The following is a 16,819-nucleotide window of genomic DNA, read 5'->3' as shown; positions in this document are numbered from 1 at the left end:
CTTACTTCAGCTTGGAGCCATCAAGAACGGTCAGCGCCTTGACCGTTTCGGCGCTGGCCTTGCGCACATCTTCGGGTGCCGCGACCATGCCGCGCTTGGTCAGCGCGCCGTCGGGCGACCAGTTGGCGGCAAAGGCGTTCAGATAGCCCTGAAGCCCCGGAATGGCGGCGATGTGCGCCTTCTTCACGTATATGTAGAGCGGACGCGCGCCGGGATATTGGCCGGTAGATACGGTCTCATAGGTCGCCTCGACGCCGTTGATGGGCACGTCCTTGAGCGTATCCTTATTCTCTTCCAGGAAGCTGTAGCCGAACACGCCGACCGCATTGGGGTTTGCGCCCAGCTTCTGCACGATCAGATTGTCATTCTCGCCCGAATCGACATATTTGCCGTCCTCGCGAACGCGGGTGCAGGTCGCCTTATATTCGTCCTCGTTCTTGTCCTTCAATTCCTTCATCGCCGGATCGGACTGGCAGCCCTTTTCCAGAATCAGCTCAGCCAGCGAATCGCGCGTGCCGCTGGTCGAAGGCGGGCCAAAGACGGAAATCGCGATGGCGGGCAGGGAGGGATCGACATCCTTCCACGTCTCCGCCTTGTTCGGACCCTTGCCATAGGGATTGGCGGCCAGCGCCTCATAGACGATCTTGGGAGTCAGCTTGTAGCCGGGGCCGTTCTTGGCTTCGGCAAAGGCCAGGCCGTCGACGCCGACCTGCACTTCGATGATGTCCTTGACGCCATTGGCTGCGCACATATCAAATTCGGACTTCTTCATCCGGCGCGATGCGTTGGCGATGTCGGGATGCTGCGCACCAACGCCCGCACAAAACAGCTTCATGCCGCCGCCCGTGCCGGTCGATTCGATGATCGGCGATTTCATGCCGGGATTGCCCTGCACGAACAGTTCGGCAACCGCCGTGGCGAAGGGATAGACGGTGGACGAACCGACCGCGCGAATCTGGTCGCGGGTCTGGCCAGCGCCGCCACCGCTTTGGTCGCCACAGGCGGAAAGGGAAATGACGCTCAATGCCGTCGCGGCGAACAAGGTGAATTTATTCACGGAAACCTCCATCATGAAAGGCCGCGATTCGCTGTTCGCTGCCCCCTTTGACCGGCGCTATAGGGCCGCTCCATCGCGGCATTGTGACATTCAGGTTTCAGTTTGATGACATAGTGCCGGGCGATGATGACAAGGCCGGACTCTCTGCGTCATGCATCAGGGGCAGCAGCACGGTTACGGTCGTTCCCTTGCCCAGTACGCTCGCGACATCAAGCCGTCCACGATGCCGCTCGACAATATGTTTGACGATCGCCAGCCCCAAACCCGTCCCGCCCATCGCCCGGCTGCGCCCCGAATCGACGCGATAGAATCGTTCGGTCAGGCGCGGCAGATGATCCGGGCCAATCCCTTCGCCTTCGTCGGCGACGGACAGACGGCACATGCGGCTGCCCCCCTCGCTCAGCGTCACCCGGATCGGCGTGCCGGGACGGCCATATTTCACCGAATTGCCGATCAGATTGTGCAGCAGTTGCGACAACTGCGCCCGGTCGCCCTGCACCGCCTGCCGCCCCGGCGAAACCTCCATCTCCACTTCGCGGCCCCGTTCGCCATGGCTGGAGCGGAACACATTGACCGCTTCGGCGACCAGTTCGCCCAGATCGACTGATGCGTCCGGCGCGCGATATTTTTCCGCCTCGATCCGCGAAAGGGAGATGAGATCATCGACCAGCCGCTGCATCCGCCGCGCTTCGCCGTCCATGATTTTCAGGAAGCGCTGCCGCGTCTCGTCATCCTTGCCGAGTTCCGGGTCGGCCAGCGTCTCTATAAAGCCCAATATCCCGGCCAGCGGCGTGCGCAATTCGTGGCTGGCATTGGCGACGAAATCGACCCGCATCCGCTCGGCGGCATGGGTGCCGCTATGGTCGACTAGATGCACCAGGCGGCGCATGTCGGCCACTGCACCCACCGGCGCGACCCGCATCTGCCAGCGCTGCTCGCGCGTTCCCAGCCCCACAAGCTCGATCATGAACGGTTCGGCCAGCGGGGCCAGGCTCGCCAGCCGTTCGGCAGCCGCCGGGTGGCGGATGGCGATGCGCGCATCGTCCCCTTCGATATGCGCGCCCAGCAGGCGCTGCGCCGCCCGGTTGGCGCGCGCAATCCGCCCGCGCTCCACCAGCATCAGCGGATCGGAAATCCCCTCCAGCAGGCTGGCGAAATCGGGATGGTCGATCAGGTCCGGCTCATCCATCGCCACGTCCGGCACGTCGGGCGGTGGCGTCCCGGCATCCGCCGTGATGGCCAGGACGATCACCCCGGCCAACACTGGCAGCGCGATGGCAAAGGGGGATGCGCCCATCATCAAGGCAGCGCCCGTGCTGAGCAAGAGGACGGCGAAGGACGCGATGATCTGGGAAAGACTGAGTCGATTCATGGTTACCGCACTGGATTTGTCGCGTATTTGCTGCGATGTCAGGCCCAATAGCGTGCAATCATGACGCTTTGGCAAGCCCGATAGCGGATCAGGATCAGATGAGCGAGCCGATGACCGGACAGGATGATGACCAGCAGCCCGAAACGGCTGTGCAGGCCGATACGCCCGATCTGGCCGTGCCGTCGCGTCGCCAGCTGCTGATGGGCGGCGCAGCGGCGGCCTCCGCGATCGTGTCGATCCGCCCTGCACTGGCCAATACCGCTGCCTCGGTCCTCAACTGCACGATTCCCGTGCCGGACGCCAGCCGTGCGGGCAATCTGATCGCCCCCAATGGCCAGCTGGTTCCCGCCGGGACGCCCGGCGCTTTCCCCGGCACTGGCCGCCCATTTACCGGCGAACAGGTCAAGCAGGCGCTGCGTGGCCGCCCGCTGCCCGGCACCAGCTATCAGCAAAATCAGGCCTATCTCAACTATATTCGCCGCCTCCAGTCAGGCACCAGCGGCTTCACCTGCTACGCCTCGCTCCAGATGCCGCGTTAGGCACTTGGCTACCCCTCTGCGTTAGGAGAGGGATTGTATATGTGAGGCCAACATCTCCTTCATCGTCACCCTGAACTTGTTTCAGGGTCCATTTCGCCAGATCAAACAGTTGTTTTGGGATGAGAAATAGATGCTGAAACAAGTTCAGCATGACGGATGTGGGATGGCACCATATGCGATAGCGCCGGAGCAGGGCGTAGCTTATGGGATGGCAGAGAGTGGCAGCAACGAAACTCTATCGGCGGGAAGGAGTGGACGCGGTGGCCGCCTGCGCGCTCGACGATATCGTTCTGCTCTATCATCCCCGGTCGGGCCAGACCCATATGGTGATCAGCCCGGTCCCCGAAATTCTGGATGAACTGGCCGACGGCGCCCCCGCCAGCGTGGCGCAGATTCACGACCGGCTGGCGCGCAGCTTCGACCTTGGCCCGGCGGACGACGCCATGCGCGAAATCGCCGTCCATCTCGACGCGTTGGTCGCGCTCGGTCTGGTGCGCCCGGCATGAGGCATCAGCTGACTCTGCGCATCGGCCCTGCGACCTTCCGCATCGGCTCCGCCTGGCCCGCGCCGATCGCGCAACTGACCAGCCTTTACGCCACCTATCCGCAACCCGCCGATGCGATCGCCGACTTCACCGTCCGGCTCCAGCCGACCAGCCTTGTGCGTCGCTTCATCCACCCGTCCATCTTCATCACTGGCGACCATGGCCTGGCCGACGCCGCGCCGATGAGCCTGTCCCACGGCCTGCTGGCGGCGGAGATGGGCATGAACCTGCAAATGGCGCTGGGCTGGCGGCGGCATTTGCTGCTCCATGCCTCCAGCGTGGAGAAGGATGGCCGCGTGCTGGTGATGACCGGCGAGTCCGGCTCCGGCAAATCGACCTTGGCTGCCCTACTGGGTGAGCGCGGCTGGCGCTTCATGGGCGATGAATTTGCGCTGCTCGACCTCGAAAGCGGCGCGATCCTGCCCTTTCCCCGCCTCGTCAGTCTCAAGAATCGCGCCATCGGCGTGGTGGCGGGCGAAGTCGGGGCGGCCCGCATGGGACCACTGCTCGCCGCCACGGCCAAGGGCGACATTCGCCATATGGTCCCCCGCGCCGATGCGGTCGCGCATATGGGGCAGGGGGCGATGCCCGCTTTGCTACTCTTCCCCCGCTTCGGCCACGCCGCCGATATGCGAGCCGTTGGTCAGGCGGAAATCTTCATGCGCCTGACCCAAGCCTCGACCAATTATGTCGCGCTGGGCGAACCGGCTTTCACCGCACTGACCCGCTTCGTGCGCGATGTTCCTGCCCGCGCGATCGACTTCCCGACCGGCGAGGAGGCGATCGCCATGGTCGAACGGCTGTGGGAGGAAATGGCGTGAGCGCCGCGCTGTTGGTGCGGACGCTGCGCGATCCCGCGTCCGTTGCCGCACTGGATGCGTCAGGCTGGAACAGCCTGATCGCCGCCGCCCGTGCCGAACGGCTGATCGGCACGCTGGCCTTTCGCCTGGCCGACGTCACGGTGCCACCAGCGGTCATGCCGATCCTGTCCGACGCGCGGGCCGACGCCGCCCGCGAAGCGCGCCAAGCCTTGTGGGAAGCCGACCGCGCGGCGCAGGCGCTTGGGCCGCTTGGCGTCCGCGTCGTGCTGCTCAAAGGCACCGCCTATGCCGCCGCTGGGCTGAAGGCCAGGCAGGGCCGTTTCATCGGCGATCTCGACATCCTCGTCCCGGTGGAGGCGATGGCGGCGGTCGAACAGGCGCTGATCGTAGCAGGCTGGGAATGGGTGAAGGATGATCCCTATGACGACGCCTATTATCGCCAGTGGATGCACGAACTCCCGCCGATGATCCACGCCACGCGCGACCGGATGATCGACGTGCATCACACGATATTGCCGCTGACCGCGCGCCAGACCCCGGATGCTGCCGCGATGATCGCCGATGCCATGCCTTTGGGTGACGGTTTGTACGTCCTCTCGCCCGAAGATCGCGTCGTCCACGCCGTCGCCCATATGCTGGCTGATGGCGATTTGCAGGGCGGCCTGCGCAACCTGTGGGACATCCATCATCTGCTGGCCGACACTGAGCCGAACATATTGGAAGCCCGCGCCGCCCGGCATGGCTTGGGTTTCCATGTCCGGCAGGCGCAACGCCTCGCCGCCGCACTCTACGGCTCCGGCGCGCGCCTGACGCTATGGGATCGCCTGATCCGCGCCCGCCTGCTGGCCCGCAACGGCTGGGGCCGCGAAACCCGCAAGGCGCTGGTATTCGCCTTCTTCCTGCGCTCCCACTGGCTGCGGATGCCCCCGCTTATGCTGGCCCGGCACTTATGGACCAAATGGCGCAAGGGGCATCGGCCGCAATAGGCAGCCTACTCCTTCTTCAATATATCCAGCGCGAGCACCGTCATCGCTTCGCTGGCGGATGCGATCAGCCGGTCGGCTTGTGGCGCCCAGAAAGGGCTGTGGAGCGAGGGGAGGGTCACCTGTCCCGCCTGCGCCGCCGCCATCTTGTCGGCAGGCACGCCGCCGACCCAGAAGATGAAACTGTTGATGCTCTTGTCCGCGCGATAGAAGCGGCCGAAATCCTCGCCGCCCATCACCGCCGGGGTCTTGACCACCTGGTCTTGCGGGAAATGCTCTTTCAGCACGCCTGCCATCTGTTCGGCAAATTCGGGTGGATTATAGGTGGAGGGCGTAAATTCGTCCTTCACCGTCACCACCGGCATCCGGTCGTCCGGCACCCCTGCCGCAATCGCCTCGCCGCGCGAAATCCGCTTGATTCCCTCGATCAGCTTGGCCCGCGTCTCGTCCGAATAGCTGCGGATCGTCAGCAGCAATTTCGCTTCGTCGGGGATGATATTATGCTTGGCCCCGCCCTGGAAACTGCCCACCGTCACGACCGCCGGGTCGGACGGTTCCTGCTCCCGGCTGACCAAGGTCTGGAGCGCCCCCACGATCCGCGATCCCAGCACGATCGGGTCCTTGGTCGTTTGCGGATAGGCGCCATGGCCGCCGACGCCCCGCACCAAAATATCAACGCTGTCGACATTGGCCAGCGCATAGCCCGGCGTATAGCCGATCTTGCCCGCCTCCAGATTGGCCGCGTCATGAAAAGCGATGGCGTGGGTCGGCTTGGGGAAGCGGGTATAAAGCCCATCCTCCAGCATCAGCCGCGCGCCGCGTCCGACCTCTTCGGCGGGCTGGAGGATCATCACCAGCGTGCCTTTCCACTCATCCTTGGCCGCCGCCAGCAGCTTCGCGGTTTCGATGAAGGCGGTCATGTGCGTGTCATGGCCGCATGCGTGCATTACGCCGGTCTCGACGCCTTCGGGGGTCTTGGTCCGCACCTTCGATGCGAAGGGTAGGCCGGTCTGCTCCACCACCGGCAGGCCGTCCATATCGGCGCGGATCAGCAGCACCGGGCCGGACCCGTTCTTCATCACCGCGACGACGCCGGTGCCGCCGACCTTTTCGGTTACGTCAAATTTCATCGCTTTCAGGCGTTTGGCGAGCTTGGCGGCGGTGTTCACCTCCTGCTCCGACAGTTCGGGATTGGCGTGAAGATCGCGATAGAGCGTCATCAGCCCGTCCATATCCTTCGCGATCGTCGCGCCGATCGCGCTTTGCGGCGGCGCAGCCGGTGCGGGGGCTGGAGTCGTCGGTTCGGTCTGGGCGGTAGCGATGGACGACAGGCTGGCGGCGGCCAATATGGCCGTGAGCGCATGGCGCATGATGAAGTCTCCCTTGGTTGCCCGCAGCATAAGGGGATTTTACGAGCGTTAAAGGGGGCTGCGGGCCGGATCATGAAAAAGCGCCCGCCCTTGTAAAGTCGTGCCATCCAACCTATTTCACAAGTGAAAGGAACGATCCGCCGCACTGAGCGGCCCCATGATCGTCCGCCCCCTTGCGACATGACTGACCCGCGCGCGTGTGACGAAGCGCGCCCTGTCGCCCTGCTATCCCGATTTCCTCGTGCAAAGGAGCCTGCTCATGGCCCAGACATCCGCCTTCTGCCTTGCCCAGCAGTCGATCCATCACGCCCGTTCCTTGTCCGAAACTCTGCCCAACGCCCGCCGCGTCGCGGTTGCCGCCGCCAATGCCTGGGGCCGCGAAGCAAAGCTCGCCGCCAGCGCCGAACGCCGCCGCGCGACCCGCACGGTGGAGACGGAGGATGAAGCGATCGCCGCCGAATTTCGTGCCGAGGATGATGCCGAAGCGGCGTTGAACGCAGCGCAACAGCCGTTCACGTCCGCAAACTGAAAGACCCAGACCATGGCCAAAAGTCAGAAGAAATCGAGCCGCGAAACGCGCAAGCCCAAGGCGGAAAAGCCGCCCAAGGCCAATGCGTCCAACCCGTCGACCAAGCCCGGCCCGGTCGGCATCGTGACGCTGAAAAGCTGACAAGATGACGACCGACACCCCTGTTCAGCCAGCGCCAGCCACCAACCGCACATCGCCGGGCCGCCGCTTCGTTCCGCATAATGCGGTGCGCCTGTCCCCGGCGGAAGCCGAACGGCAGGGCCGCGTCACCCGCATCGCGATCGAGAAACTGGGCGCGCCTGCCGCGATCCTGTTCCTCAACAGCCAGCATGACGGCCTGCCCGATCGCCCCCTGCCGCTGGCGACGGCGAGCGAGGATGGCCTGCAATCGGTCCTGCGCCTGCTGGAGCCGAAGGCGACTTAGAGCGCGATGGCTTTAGCTTGCATAACGTCCGTTCGTGCTGAGTAGGGACTGAGCGAAGTCTAAGTTGAACAGGTCGGATCGTCCCCCGGACGATCCTGAACCATCCGGGGGATGGTTCACCTGTTCAAGTATCGAAGCATCGCGTCCATACGCATCCTTCGATACGCCGCTTCGACAAGCTCAGCGGCTACTCAGGACGAACGGATCAGGTGTAACCATCGGGCGCTAAATATCAGTCACGTCGGCGCGTCACTGCGCCGTCCACCCCCCGTCGATGCTCATATTCGCGCCGGTGATGTTGGCGGCGGCGTCGCTGCACAGGAACATCGCCATGGCCGCGACCTGTTCGACCGTCACGAACTGCTTGGTCGGCTGGCCCGCCAGCAGCACGTCGTTCATCACCTGCTCGCGCGTCATGCCCCGCGCCTTCATCGTGTCGGGAATCTGGTTTTCAACGAGTGGCGTCCAGACATAGCCAGGCGATATGCAGTTGGCTGTGATACCGAAGGTCGCGACTTCCAGCGCCACCGTCTTGGTGAAACCGGCCAGGCCATGTTTGGCGGTCACATAGGCGCTCTTGAACGGGGATGCGGTCAGCGAATGGGCGCTGGCGGTCTGGATGATCCGGCCCCATTTCTTGCCCTTCATATAGGGCACCGCCAGCCGCGTCGTGTGGAATGCGCTGGTGAGGTTTAGCGCGATTATCAGGTTCCATTTGTCGACCGGAAAATCCTCCACCGGGGCGACATGCTGCATCCCGGCATTGTTGATGAGGATATCAACCCCGCCAAAGGCCGTCGCCGCCTCCGCCATCATTGCCTCGATCTGGTCCTGCTTGGTCAGGTCGTGGCCGCTGTAGAGCGCCTTCGCCCCGCTCAGCGCCTCCAGCCCCAACCGCTCCTGCTCGATCGCATCCTTGTCGCCAAATCCATTGATGACGACATTCGCGCCTTCGCCCGCCAGCGCCTTGGCATAGGCCAGGCCAATGCCGGAGGTCGAACCGGTGATCAGGGCCGTCTTGCCCGCAAAAGCCTTGCTCATGCCTTTTTCTCCTTGAGATGATCGGGCGCGTCCAGGTCGAAGGTCGCGCTCTTGCCGTCCAATATGTTGCGGGCGATCAGGTCGCCCTTGTGCATCACTTCCTCCACTGCGTCGCGGCCCTGGCTCCAATGGTCCAGCATCGTGGCGCGGGAAAATTCAAAATCCTTCGCGCCGCTTTCCCAGTTGCGGCTGCGATAGATCAGGTGAACGATGTTGATCGAACCGCCGTCGAGAATGTCGCGCAGCTTCTGCGCCTCCGGTTCGTTGCGCAATTCGGGCGGCAGCTTGTCGAGCAGCGCGCAGATCGCCCCATGTTCGCGGCGCAGGCGCAGATATTGGTCCGTCACCTGCCGGGTGCGGCTGCTATACTGAATATCTTTCGCGCGCGAATAGACGTCGGTCATCTGGCGCGGCATCGGCCCTTCGGCGGGGAAGAGGTCGACCTGGAACACCAGCATATCTTCGGTCTGATGGTCCAGCACATGGGCAAGCGGGGTGTTGGACACGATCCCGCCATCCCAATACCAGCGCCCGTCAATCTCGACCGGCGGCAGGCCGGGCGGCAGCGCGCCCGATGCCATGATGTGGCGCGCGTCGATCCGGGTGTTGCCGCCGGGGCCGCGCGTATCCCAATAGGCGAAATTGCCGGTCTCCACATCGACCGCGCCGACCGACAGCCGCACCGGCCCGTCGTTCAGCAGATCCCAGTCGATACAGGCGTCCAGCGTGTCTTTCAGCGGCGCGCTGTCATAGAAACTGATCGCGCCCGCCGATCCTTCGGGCATCATCGTGGCGGGCCACAGGCGCGGGCGGAACATGCCAGGCACGCCGAAGGTCGCGACCGTGCCGGCAGCGGCTAGATGGGCGATCTCGCGAATATGGTCTATGTCGGGCAGCAGGATATTGGGCATCCCGCCCGACACGGTGTACCAGAATTTCTTGAGGCGGCTGATCCGCCGGTGCGGCGGGTTGCCCGCGATGATCGCGGCATTGATCGCGCCGATCGAAATGCCCGCAACCCAGCTGACATCGACCCCCAGTTCGTCCAGCCGCTCATAGACGCCCGACTGGAAGGAACCCAGCGCACCGCCCCCCTGAAGCAGCAGCGCCACTTCGCGGGGCAGGGGCAAAGGCGTGCGGGCGCGGCGGAGGGGCTTGGGCTGAATATCCATGATGCGGTGCAATATAGTCTTTGCCGACCGCAATCCAACTTTATGTCGCCAGATAAAATTTGCTTTGTCCGCAACCCTCTGCCCATCCCGGCGGTTTGCAGCATTCCGTGAATCGGGTAGGCAGAAGCCTAAACAGGGAGGGCGTCATGCGTCTCGACGACGAACAGGAAAGCAGCCATTTCGAGGTGCAGGACGGCCGGGGTGGCGGCGGTGGCGGCTTTGGCGGCGGGCTGGGGATGCTCCTGCCGCTGATCGGCAGCAGGTTCGGCTGCGGCGGCATTGTCGTGGCGCTGATCATCATGGTGGTGATGGGCATCAATCCGCTCAGCCTGATCGGCGGGGGTGGCGGCGGGGGCCAGCCCGTCCAGACCGAACGGCCCGCCACGACCGAGCTGACCGACATTCAGCGCACCTCCTTGAAGGTACTGGGATCGACCGAGCGTCGCTGGGACGAGATATTCAAGGCGTCAGGCGAACAATATCCCCCGCCGACGCTGGTATTCTACAGCCAGAATGGCCAGTCGGGCTGCGGCGCGGCGCAGGCGGCGATGGGACCATTCTACTGCCCCGCCGACCAGCGCATCTATATCGACACCGATTTCTTCAATGAAATGGAAACCCGCTTCAACGCGCCGGGCGACTTCCCGATCGGCTATATCATCGCCCATGAAGTGGGCCATCATATCCAGACGGTCACCGGGCAGGCGGACCGGATTCGCAAGGCGCAGCAAAGCGCGTCGGAAGCCGACGGCAATGCGCTTCAGGTGCAGATGGAATTGCAGGCCGACTGCTATGCCGGAGTCTGGGCAGCGCGCGATACCAATTTGATGGAAGCGGGCGATCTGGAAGAAGGGATGCGCGCGGCTGAGGCGATTGGCGACGATACGCTGCAAAAGGCCGCCGGTCGCCGGCCGGTGCCTGAAAGTTTCACCCATGGCAGCAGCGCGCAGCGCATGGCTTGGCTGCGCAAGGGGCTATCGACCGGCGATCCGGCCCAGTGCGACACGTTCAAGGGGTCGGTCTGACGCTTATTCCGCGTCGGGTGATCCGGGCGGCGCTGCGTCCGGGGTCACCATCTGGTCGGTTTCGACCGCCGGCTCGACCGTCGTTTCGGGTAGGCCAGCGCCGGGGGCCAGCATCGGCTGACCCGCTTGCGCCATCGGCTGACCGAAACCGGGCGCGCTCGCGTCTGCCGATGGCGGGGCGACGGGAGGTGCCATAGGAACGGAGACCGGGGGCGGGGCGTCAGCGATATTACCCTGCACAGGCGCAGATTCCGGCGGTTTGGGCATAATATTGTCCACCGCCAGCACGATCAGCGGTGCGACGACCAGCGTACAGATAGCGAAATTGCGATATATCATGGCTTGAACTTCTTGCTGGCCGACGTCTTGGCCAGCAATAGTCAGAATGGGTAAACAAAAAGCTGCGCGCTGATCAGCCCTTTACTTGCCCGAACTTGTCCAGCCGGGCCAGCAGCGCGGTCATGTCGTCAGGCAATGCGTCACGCGGTGGCGCATAGGTGGAACGCAGCGCATTGCCCACGCCCTCATAGGGCAGGGGGAGCGCGACGGTCACAATCCGCCCGTCGTCGCCTTGGCGACCCGGTGCCGATCGGCCGGAAGATTTGCGCTGCATTTCCATGTCGGTAAGAACGGACGGCGCACACAAAAGTTTCTGGCGTTCGTCGCAAGCCCAAGCGATAGCGCCCCAAAGCACGCCCGCCGCAGGGGGAGAGACGATGGTGACGGACTGGCCCGAAACGCAGGCACGGATACGCGGCCATTCGCCCTTCCTGACACGCGCGCTGGATCGCTATCCAGAAGTTGCGGAGGCGCTGGCGACCGGTGATATGGACGCGGCGCTGGCCGTCGCGCAGGCGTTGGGCAGGCCGGAGGATGGCGTCGCCCGGTCGCTGCGGCGGCGGCGTACGGGGATCGCGCTGGTAACAGCGGCGGCTGACCTGTCGGGGGCCTGGGGGCTGGACCGGGTGACGCGCACCCTGTCCGACTTCGCCGATAGCGCGGTGGAGGAGGCGCTGGCCGCCGCCATGGCCGAACGCTATCCCGATGCCGAGCATAAGGGTTTTGTCGTGCTGGCTTTGGGCAAGCATGGCAGCCGCGAACTCAATTATTCGTCGGATATCGACCCGATCCTGCTCTATGACCCCGCAACCCTGCCGCATGGGCCGCGCGAAGATCCCGCCGATGCGGCGGTTCGAATCGGGCGGCGGATGAGCGAATTGCTGACCGCCCGTGATGCTGACGGCTATGTGTTCCGCGTCGATCTGCGCCTGCGCCCCTCGCCCGAAGCCACGCCGATTGCGCTGCCGGTGGAGGCGGCGATCGGCTATTATGAATCGACCGCGCTGGGCTGGGAGCAGGCCGCCTTCATCCGATCGCGCGCGGCGGCGGGCGACATCGCGCTGGGCGATTATTTCCTGCGCCAGATCCGCCCGTTCGTGTGGCGGCGGCATCTTGATTTCAGCGCGATCGACGCGATCGTCGATATCAGCCGCCGGATTCGCGACCATTATGCGCAGGGGCAGGCGTTCGGGCCGGGCTATGATCTGAAGCGCGGGCGCGGCGGCATTCGCGAGGTCGAATTTTTCGCGCAGGTGCATCAGCTCATCCATGGCGGGCGCGATCCGGCGCTGCGATCGGGCAATACGCGTCAGGCGCTGGCCGCGCTGGCGCAGGCGGGCGTGATCGAGCCTGACGTCGCGACCCAGCTGGACGAAGCTTATGTCCTGTTCCGCACGATCGAACATCGGCTCCAGATGGTCGAGGATTTGCAGACCCATGAACTGCCCAAATCGGCAGCCGCCATGGATAATGTCGCGCGGCTCCACGGTCTGGCCGATGGCGACGCTTTGCTCGACCTGCTGCGGCCCCAGGTCGAATGGGTCGGGCGCAATTATGACCGGCTCAGCCCGGAAAAGGACGATGCTTCGCTGTCGCAGGATGAGGCGCTGCTGGCGGCGCAACTGGCCGATATGGGCTTTGCCGATCCGCAAACCGCACTGGCGCGGATCGCCCACTGGCGTGGCGGAAAGGTGCGCGCGCTGCGCAGTGGCCTGTCGCGTGAGGCGCTGGAAAGCCTGCTCCCAGGCCTGATGCGCGCGCTGGCGACCGCGCCCGATCCGTCGCGCGCGCTCAACCGGCTGGACGACATGATCGGGCGGCTGCCGAGCGCGATCAACTTCTTCAAGCTGCTGGCCGCGCGTCCCGCTTTGGTCGCGCTGCTGGCGGAGATATTGAGCCATGCGCCGACGCTGGCCGATGCACTGGCGCGGCGGGCCGAGCTGCTCGACGGGCTGATCGACGCCACCGCCTTCGACCCGCCGCCGCCGGTCGATGTGCTGGCGGCGCAGCTGGCGGCGCTGGAGTCGGGCGAGGATTATCAGGCCTTGCTCGACCGGGTGCGTCAGAGGGTTGGCGATCGCCGCTTTGCGCTGGGCGCGCAGATCATCCGGGGCGGCGATCCGCTGGAGGCAGGGCGCGGCTATGGCCGGGTCGCGGAAGCGGCGATCGAGGCGCTGGCGGCCCGGACAGTGGCCGAGTTTGAGGCAGCGCATGGCAAGGTGGCGGGTGGTGAGATCGTCATCCTCGCTCTGGGGCGGCTGGGCGGCGGGGTGCTGACCCATGCGTCGGATCTGGACGTCATCTTCCTGTTCACCGGCGATTTCCGGGCCGAATCCGATGGACCCAAGCCGCTGGGCGCGACCCAATATTTCAACCGGCTGGCGCAGCGGATCGTCAACGCGTTGTCAGTGCATACCGCGTCCGGCCCGCTTTATGAGGTCGATACGCGGCTGCGACCGTCCGGCGCGCAGGGTTTGCTGGCGGTCAGTTTCGACAGCTTCGCCAAATATCAACGGGAGGAGGCCTGGGCGTGGGAGCATCTGGCGCTGACGCGGGCGCGGCCGATATTCGGATCGGCTGAGGCGCGCACGGCGCTGGCCGCGATTCTGGCCGAAACGCTGGAAAAAGATCGAAATATCAATGATATGACGCGCGAAGCAGTCAAGATGCGGGGTGACATCGCCACCCACAAGCCGCCCGCCAGCGATCTGGACGTCAAGCTGGTGCCGGGCGGTCTGGTCGACCTCGAATTCCTGATCCATATCACCCAATTCCGCTACGGCATGGCCTTTGATCCCGACCTGGGCAAGGCGCTGGCGACGCTGGTCGCGGCGGGCCATCTGCCCGCTGAGCTAATCACCGCCCACGACCTCATCACACGCTATCTGATTGTGTCCAGGTTAGTGTCGCCTTCGTCCACAGAGCCGCCCGAAGCGACCCGTCCGCTGGTTGCGCGGGCTTGCGGGGCTGACCATTGGGACAGTCTGCTTGAAAGCTATGCCAAGGCGCGGCAAAGCATAGGCCAAGCCTGGGCCGCGCTTGCCGCGCCCTATCAGGAGGACAGATGATGCTGGTACAAGGCGACAGCGCACCCGACGTCGCGCTCAAGGATAGTGATGGCGCGGACTTCACCTTGGCCGGCTATCGCGGCAAGCCGGTGGTCGTCTATTTCTACCCCAAGGCGGATACGCCCGGCTGCACCAGTGAGGCGAAGGACTTTACCGAACTGGCCGGCGACTTTGCCGCGATCGGCGTGCCGGTCGTCGGCGTGTCGAAGGACAAGCCAGCCAAGCTCAAGAAATTCGCCGACAAATATGGCCTGACCGTCACGCTGGCGTCGGACGAGCCGGGCGACGCCTGCGGTGCGTTCGGCACCTGGGTCGAAAAGTCGCTCTATGGCCGCAAATATATGGGGATCGAGCGGGCAACCTTCCTGATCGACGCGGACGGCGCCATCGCACGGGTCTGGCCCAAGGTGAAGGTCAAGGGTCATGCCGCCGAGGTGCTGGAGGCGGCGAGGGCGCTTTGATCCTGCCCGATAGCCTCGGTGCGGCGTGCCGCCATGTTCTGCTGACCGCCGATCCCCATGCCAAGGTCATGGCCGCGCGCGCGGTGGCGCGGGCGTGGCGGCTGGGCCGGTTGGCGCATCGGTTCGATGGGACGATGCCCGACCAGCCAGCGCGCCCAGAAGCGCCGATATTGCTGCATCCCGGCCAAATGCCCCGGCGCGGCAAGATGGGGTCGGAACGGTCCCGCATCGCCATGCTCCACGCGCTCGCCCATATCGAATTTGTCGCGATCGACCTGGCCTTCGACCTGATCGGCCGCTTCGGCGATCAGTTCCCGGCGGCCTTCACGGATGAGTGGATGCAGGTCGGCGCGGAAGAAGCGATGCATTTCGCCCTGCTGGACCGGCGGCTGCGCCAGTGCGGCAGCCATTATGGCGCGCTCCCCGCGCATGACGGATTGTGGCAGGCGGCGGAAGAGACCGCGCATGACGTCCTCGCCCGGCTGGCGATCGTGCCGATGGTGCTGGAAGCCCGCGCGCTCGACATTACGCCTGCGACGGTCGAGCGGTTCGAGGGGGCAGGGGATTTCACCTCCGCCAAATTTTTGCGACGCATCATGGCGGACGAGATTCGCCATGTCGCCGCTGGGACGACATGGTTCCTCGCGGCGACGAACCGATTGGGCCTATCCGCCCCAAATCATTACCAAATGCTTGTGAAAAGGCATTTTCGTGGTTCGGTTAAGCCTCCGTTCAACGACTCAGCGCGTCGACAGGCCGGTTTAACGCGGGAATTCTACGCCGCGCTTGCAACATGACCGGCGATTTGCAGTCTGCGTAACTGCGGGGGCGATCCAAGTCGCCAAAAAGTAACACGGGAAGCTCCGAGGGGCATAAGCCTCCGGTGACACAGTCGGGGTCGGCATGTTTGAACTTGATATGATCAATACTCGTGGTGCGCGTTTGTTCCATTCTGCCTTCAAGGCGACACAGATTTTTGCAGGACTGGGCATTGCAGGCGCGCTCTGCGCCGCTGCCCCGGCCCATGCGACCGAAACAGACGATCCCTATGGCGATGCGTCGGAAATCAACACCAGCGCCCTTGGGCCGCAGGATGTCGGTTTCTCCAATCTCTTCTCCAGCCTCCAGCGCCTGGACGGCAATGCCAAGACCGCAGCCTATATCCCGTCGGGCCGCCCGGTCGAAAAACTGTCGCTGACCTCCAATTTCGGCGTCCGGTCCGATCCCTTCAACGGCGGCGCACGGATGCACAAGGGGATCGATATTCCCGGTCCCACCGGCACCCCGATCCATGCCACTGCCGACGGCATCGTCAACCGCGCAGGCTGGGCCAGTGGCTATGGCAACCTCGTCCAGATCTCGCATGGCAGCGGCATGGAAACGCGCTATGGCCATATGTCCAAGCTGCTCGTGCCAGCCAACAGCTTCGTCAAGCGCGGCCAGATCATCGGCCTGATGGGCTCGACCGGCCGCTCGACCGGCAGCCACCTCCATTATGAAGTCCGTGTCGACGGCGCCGCGATCAACCCGCTGCCCTTCGTCGCCGGTCCCGATTATCTGGTGGCGATGAACAGCAAGCCGCCGATCGCCATGGGCGGCCCGACCAAGGCGGAGGAAAAGAGCGTCGACTGATCGCGCTTTTATCGACATTCGCAAAAGCCCCGGCACCCCATGGGTTGCCGGGGCTTTTGCGTCATCCTATCTAGGGTGCCATGACCGATATTGATCTCACCCCATCTGCCGCTGCCCGTGTCGCCGCGATTGCCGCCAAACAGGGCAAGCCTGCGATCCTGCGGCTGGCGGTGGAGGGTGGCGGCTGTTCGGGCTTCCAATATCGTTTCGGTCTGGCCGACAGCATCGAGGCGGACGACCTGTCGGTCGAGCGCGATGGCGTGACTCTGGTGGTGGATGACGTCAGCCTGGACCTGGTGCGCGGATCGGCGGTGGATTTCGTCTCCGACCTTGGCGGCGCAGCGTTCAAGGTGACCAATCCTAACGCCACCGCAGGCTGTGGTTGCGGCACCAGCTTCTCGGTCTGATAGCCAAAAGCGGTTCTTCCCATTAGGGACATGG

Annotated in this window: 20 protein-coding genes; 13 read left to right on the top strand and 7 right to left on the bottom strand. The window is 64.4% G+C overall.

Annotation, left to right across the window (positions count from 1 at the left end; genetic code table 11):
• Position 1 precedes the first annotated feature (1 nt).
• Positions 2-1,069 carry a substrate-binding domain-containing protein gene (locus KRZ98_RS09775; protein ID WP_217673683.1) on the bottom strand — a complete coding sequence of 356 codons (1,068 nt, stop codon included), beginning with the start codon at positions 1,067-1,069 and terminating at the stop codon, positions 2-4.
• An 85-nt stretch (positions 1,070-1,154) separates the two neighbouring features.
• Positions 1,155-2,429, bottom strand: coding sequence for a cell wall metabolism sensor histidine kinase WalK (locus KRZ98_RS09770; protein WP_217673368.1), 1,275 nt, complete (start codon positions 2,427-2,429; stop codon positions 1,155-1,157).
• 98 nt (positions 2,430-2,527) lie between these two features.
• Between KRZ98_RS09770 and KRZ98_RS09765 the strand changes: the two genes are divergently transcribed.
• The 4 genes from KRZ98_RS09765 to KRZ98_RS09750 all read left to right on the top strand — a co-directional run bounded on the left by KRZ98_RS09765 (position 2,528) and on the right by KRZ98_RS09750 (position 5,320).
• On the top strand, positions 2,528-2,968 hold the full coding sequence (locus KRZ98_RS09765) for a hypothetical protein (RefSeq protein ID WP_217673367.1): 441 nt from the start codon (positions 2,528-2,530) through the stop codon (positions 2,966-2,968).
• Positions 2,969-3,186: 218 nt separating this feature from the next.
• Positions 3,187-3,474: an HPr-rel-A system PqqD family peptide chaperone gene (locus KRZ98_RS09760; protein ID WP_217673366.1), complete on the top strand. Its 288-nt coding sequence runs from the start codon at positions 3,187-3,189 to the stop codon at positions 3,472-3,474.
• The gene (locus tag KRZ98_RS09755) at positions 3,471-4,334 is read left to right on the top strand and encodes an HprK-related kinase A (protein ID WP_217673365.1); all 864 of its coding nucleotides are present in this window, start codon (positions 3,471-3,473) and stop codon (positions 4,332-4,334) included. Before KRZ98_RS09760 ends, KRZ98_RS09755 begins: the two co-directional genes overlap by 4 nt.
• A complete protein-coding gene (locus tag KRZ98_RS09750; protein ID WP_217673364.1) occupies positions 4,331-5,320 on the top strand; it encodes a nucleotidyltransferase family protein in 990 nt (329 codons plus the stop codon). Before KRZ98_RS09755 ends, KRZ98_RS09750 begins: the two co-directional genes overlap by 4 nt.
• 5 nt (positions 5,321-5,325) lie before the next feature.
• Here KRZ98_RS09750 and KRZ98_RS09745 read toward each other — a convergent pair whose 3' ends face one another.
• Positions 5,326-6,687 (bottom strand): amidohydrolase, encoded by a 1,362-nt coding sequence (locus KRZ98_RS09745; RefSeq protein ID WP_217673363.1) that lies wholly within the window; start codon positions 6,685-6,687, stop codon positions 5,326-5,328.
• Positions 6,688-6,946: 259 nt separating this feature from the next.
• Here KRZ98_RS09745 and KRZ98_RS09740 point away from each other — a divergent pair, with 259 nt between their 5' ends.
• From KRZ98_RS09740 to KRZ98_RS09735, 3 genes are read left to right on the top strand one after another with little or no spacing between them, the layout of a single operon-like run.
• Positions 6,947-7,216 (top strand): hypothetical protein, encoded by a 270-nt coding sequence (locus KRZ98_RS09740; protein ID WP_254798226.1) that lies wholly within the window; start codon positions 6,947-6,949, stop codon positions 7,214-7,216.
• Between the two features lie 12 nt (positions 7,217-7,228).
• Positions 7,229-7,357, top strand: coding sequence for a hypothetical protein (locus KRZ98_RS24395; protein WP_275402215.1), 129 nt, complete (start codon positions 7,229-7,231; stop codon positions 7,355-7,357).
• Between the two features lie 4 nt (positions 7,358-7,361).
• Positions 7,362-7,640 carry a hypothetical protein gene (locus KRZ98_RS09735; RefSeq protein ID WP_217673362.1) on the top strand — a complete coding sequence of 93 codons (279 nt, stop codon included), beginning with the start codon at positions 7,362-7,364 and terminating at the stop codon, positions 7,638-7,640.
• Positions 7,641-7,889: 249 nt separating this feature from the next.
• Here the strand turns inward: KRZ98_RS09735 and KRZ98_RS09730 are convergent, their stop codons facing one another.
• Both KRZ98_RS09730 and KRZ98_RS09725 read right to left on the bottom strand, forming a co-directional pair.
• Entirely contained in the window at positions 7,890-8,681 is a 792-nt protein-coding gene (locus KRZ98_RS09730; protein WP_217673361.1) for a 3-hydroxybutyrate dehydrogenase, read from the bottom strand.
• On the bottom strand, positions 8,678-9,853 hold the full coding sequence (locus KRZ98_RS09725; RefSeq protein WP_217673360.1) for a DUF3734 domain-containing protein: 1,176 nt from the start codon (positions 9,851-9,853) through the stop codon (positions 8,678-8,680). The genes KRZ98_RS09730 and KRZ98_RS09725 overlap by 4 nt, the downstream gene beginning before the upstream one ends.
• Positions 9,854-9,999: 146 nt before the next feature.
• Between KRZ98_RS09725 and KRZ98_RS09720 the strand changes: the two genes are divergently transcribed.
• On the top strand, positions 10,000-10,878 hold the full coding sequence (locus KRZ98_RS09720; protein ID WP_217673359.1) for a neutral zinc metallopeptidase: 879 nt from the start codon (positions 10,000-10,002) through the stop codon (positions 10,876-10,878).
• A 3-nt stretch (positions 10,879-10,881) separates the two neighbouring features.
• On the opposite strand, the gene KRZ98_RS09715 is transcribed toward KRZ98_RS09720, so the two are convergent.
• Both KRZ98_RS09715 and KRZ98_RS09710 read right to left on the bottom strand, forming a co-directional pair.
• Complete coding sequence (locus KRZ98_RS09715) at positions 10,882-11,217, bottom strand: hypothetical protein (RefSeq protein WP_217673358.1); 336 nt, start codon at positions 11,215-11,217, stop codon at positions 10,882-10,884.
• A 73-nt stretch (positions 11,218-11,290) separates the two neighbouring features.
• Positions 11,291-11,497 (bottom strand): hypothetical protein, encoded by a 207-nt coding sequence (locus KRZ98_RS09710; protein ID WP_217673357.1) that lies wholly within the window; start codon positions 11,495-11,497, stop codon positions 11,291-11,293.
• A 97-nt stretch (positions 11,498-11,594) separates the two neighbouring features.
• Between KRZ98_RS09710 and KRZ98_RS09705 the strand changes: the two genes are divergently transcribed.
• From KRZ98_RS09705 to erpA, 5 genes are all read left to right on the top strand, one after another.
• Complete coding sequence (locus KRZ98_RS09705) at positions 11,595-14,285, top strand: bifunctional [glutamine synthetase] adenylyltransferase/[glutamine synthetase]-adenylyl-L-tyrosine phosphorylase (RefSeq protein ID WP_217673356.1); 2,691 nt, start codon at positions 11,595-11,597, stop codon at positions 14,283-14,285.
• Complete coding sequence (gene bcp, locus KRZ98_RS09700) at positions 14,285-14,746, top strand: thioredoxin-dependent thiol peroxidase (RefSeq protein ID WP_217673682.1); 462 nt, start codon at positions 14,285-14,287, stop codon at positions 14,744-14,746. Before KRZ98_RS09705 ends, bcp begins: the two co-directional genes overlap by 1 nt.
• The gene (locus tag KRZ98_RS09695) at positions 14,743-15,543 is read left to right on the top strand and encodes a ferritin-like domain-containing protein (RefSeq protein ID WP_217673355.1); all 801 of its coding nucleotides are present in this window, start codon (positions 14,743-14,745) and stop codon (positions 15,541-15,543) included. Before bcp ends, KRZ98_RS09695 begins: the two co-directional genes overlap by 4 nt.
• Before the next feature lie 106 nt (positions 15,544-15,649).
• The gene (locus KRZ98_RS09690) at positions 15,650-16,378 is read left to right on the top strand and encodes a M23 family metallopeptidase (protein WP_217673354.1); all 729 of its coding nucleotides are present in this window, start codon (positions 15,650-15,652) and stop codon (positions 16,376-16,378) included.
• 80 nt (positions 16,379-16,458) lie between these two features.
• Positions 16,459-16,785 (top strand): iron-sulfur cluster insertion protein ErpA, encoded by a 327-nt coding sequence (erpA, locus tag KRZ98_RS09685; protein WP_217673353.1) that lies wholly within the window; start codon positions 16,459-16,461, stop codon positions 16,783-16,785.
• Positions 16,786-16,819 lie beyond the last annotated feature (34 nt).

The organism is Sphingobium sp. AS12 (assembly GCF_019097845.1).
Classification (GTDB): Bacteria; Pseudomonadota; Alphaproteobacteria; order Sphingomonadales; family Sphingomonadaceae; genus Sphingobium.
Note: the sequence above shows the minus strand (reverse complement) of the source record. Positions and strands in the feature narration are given on the sequence as shown.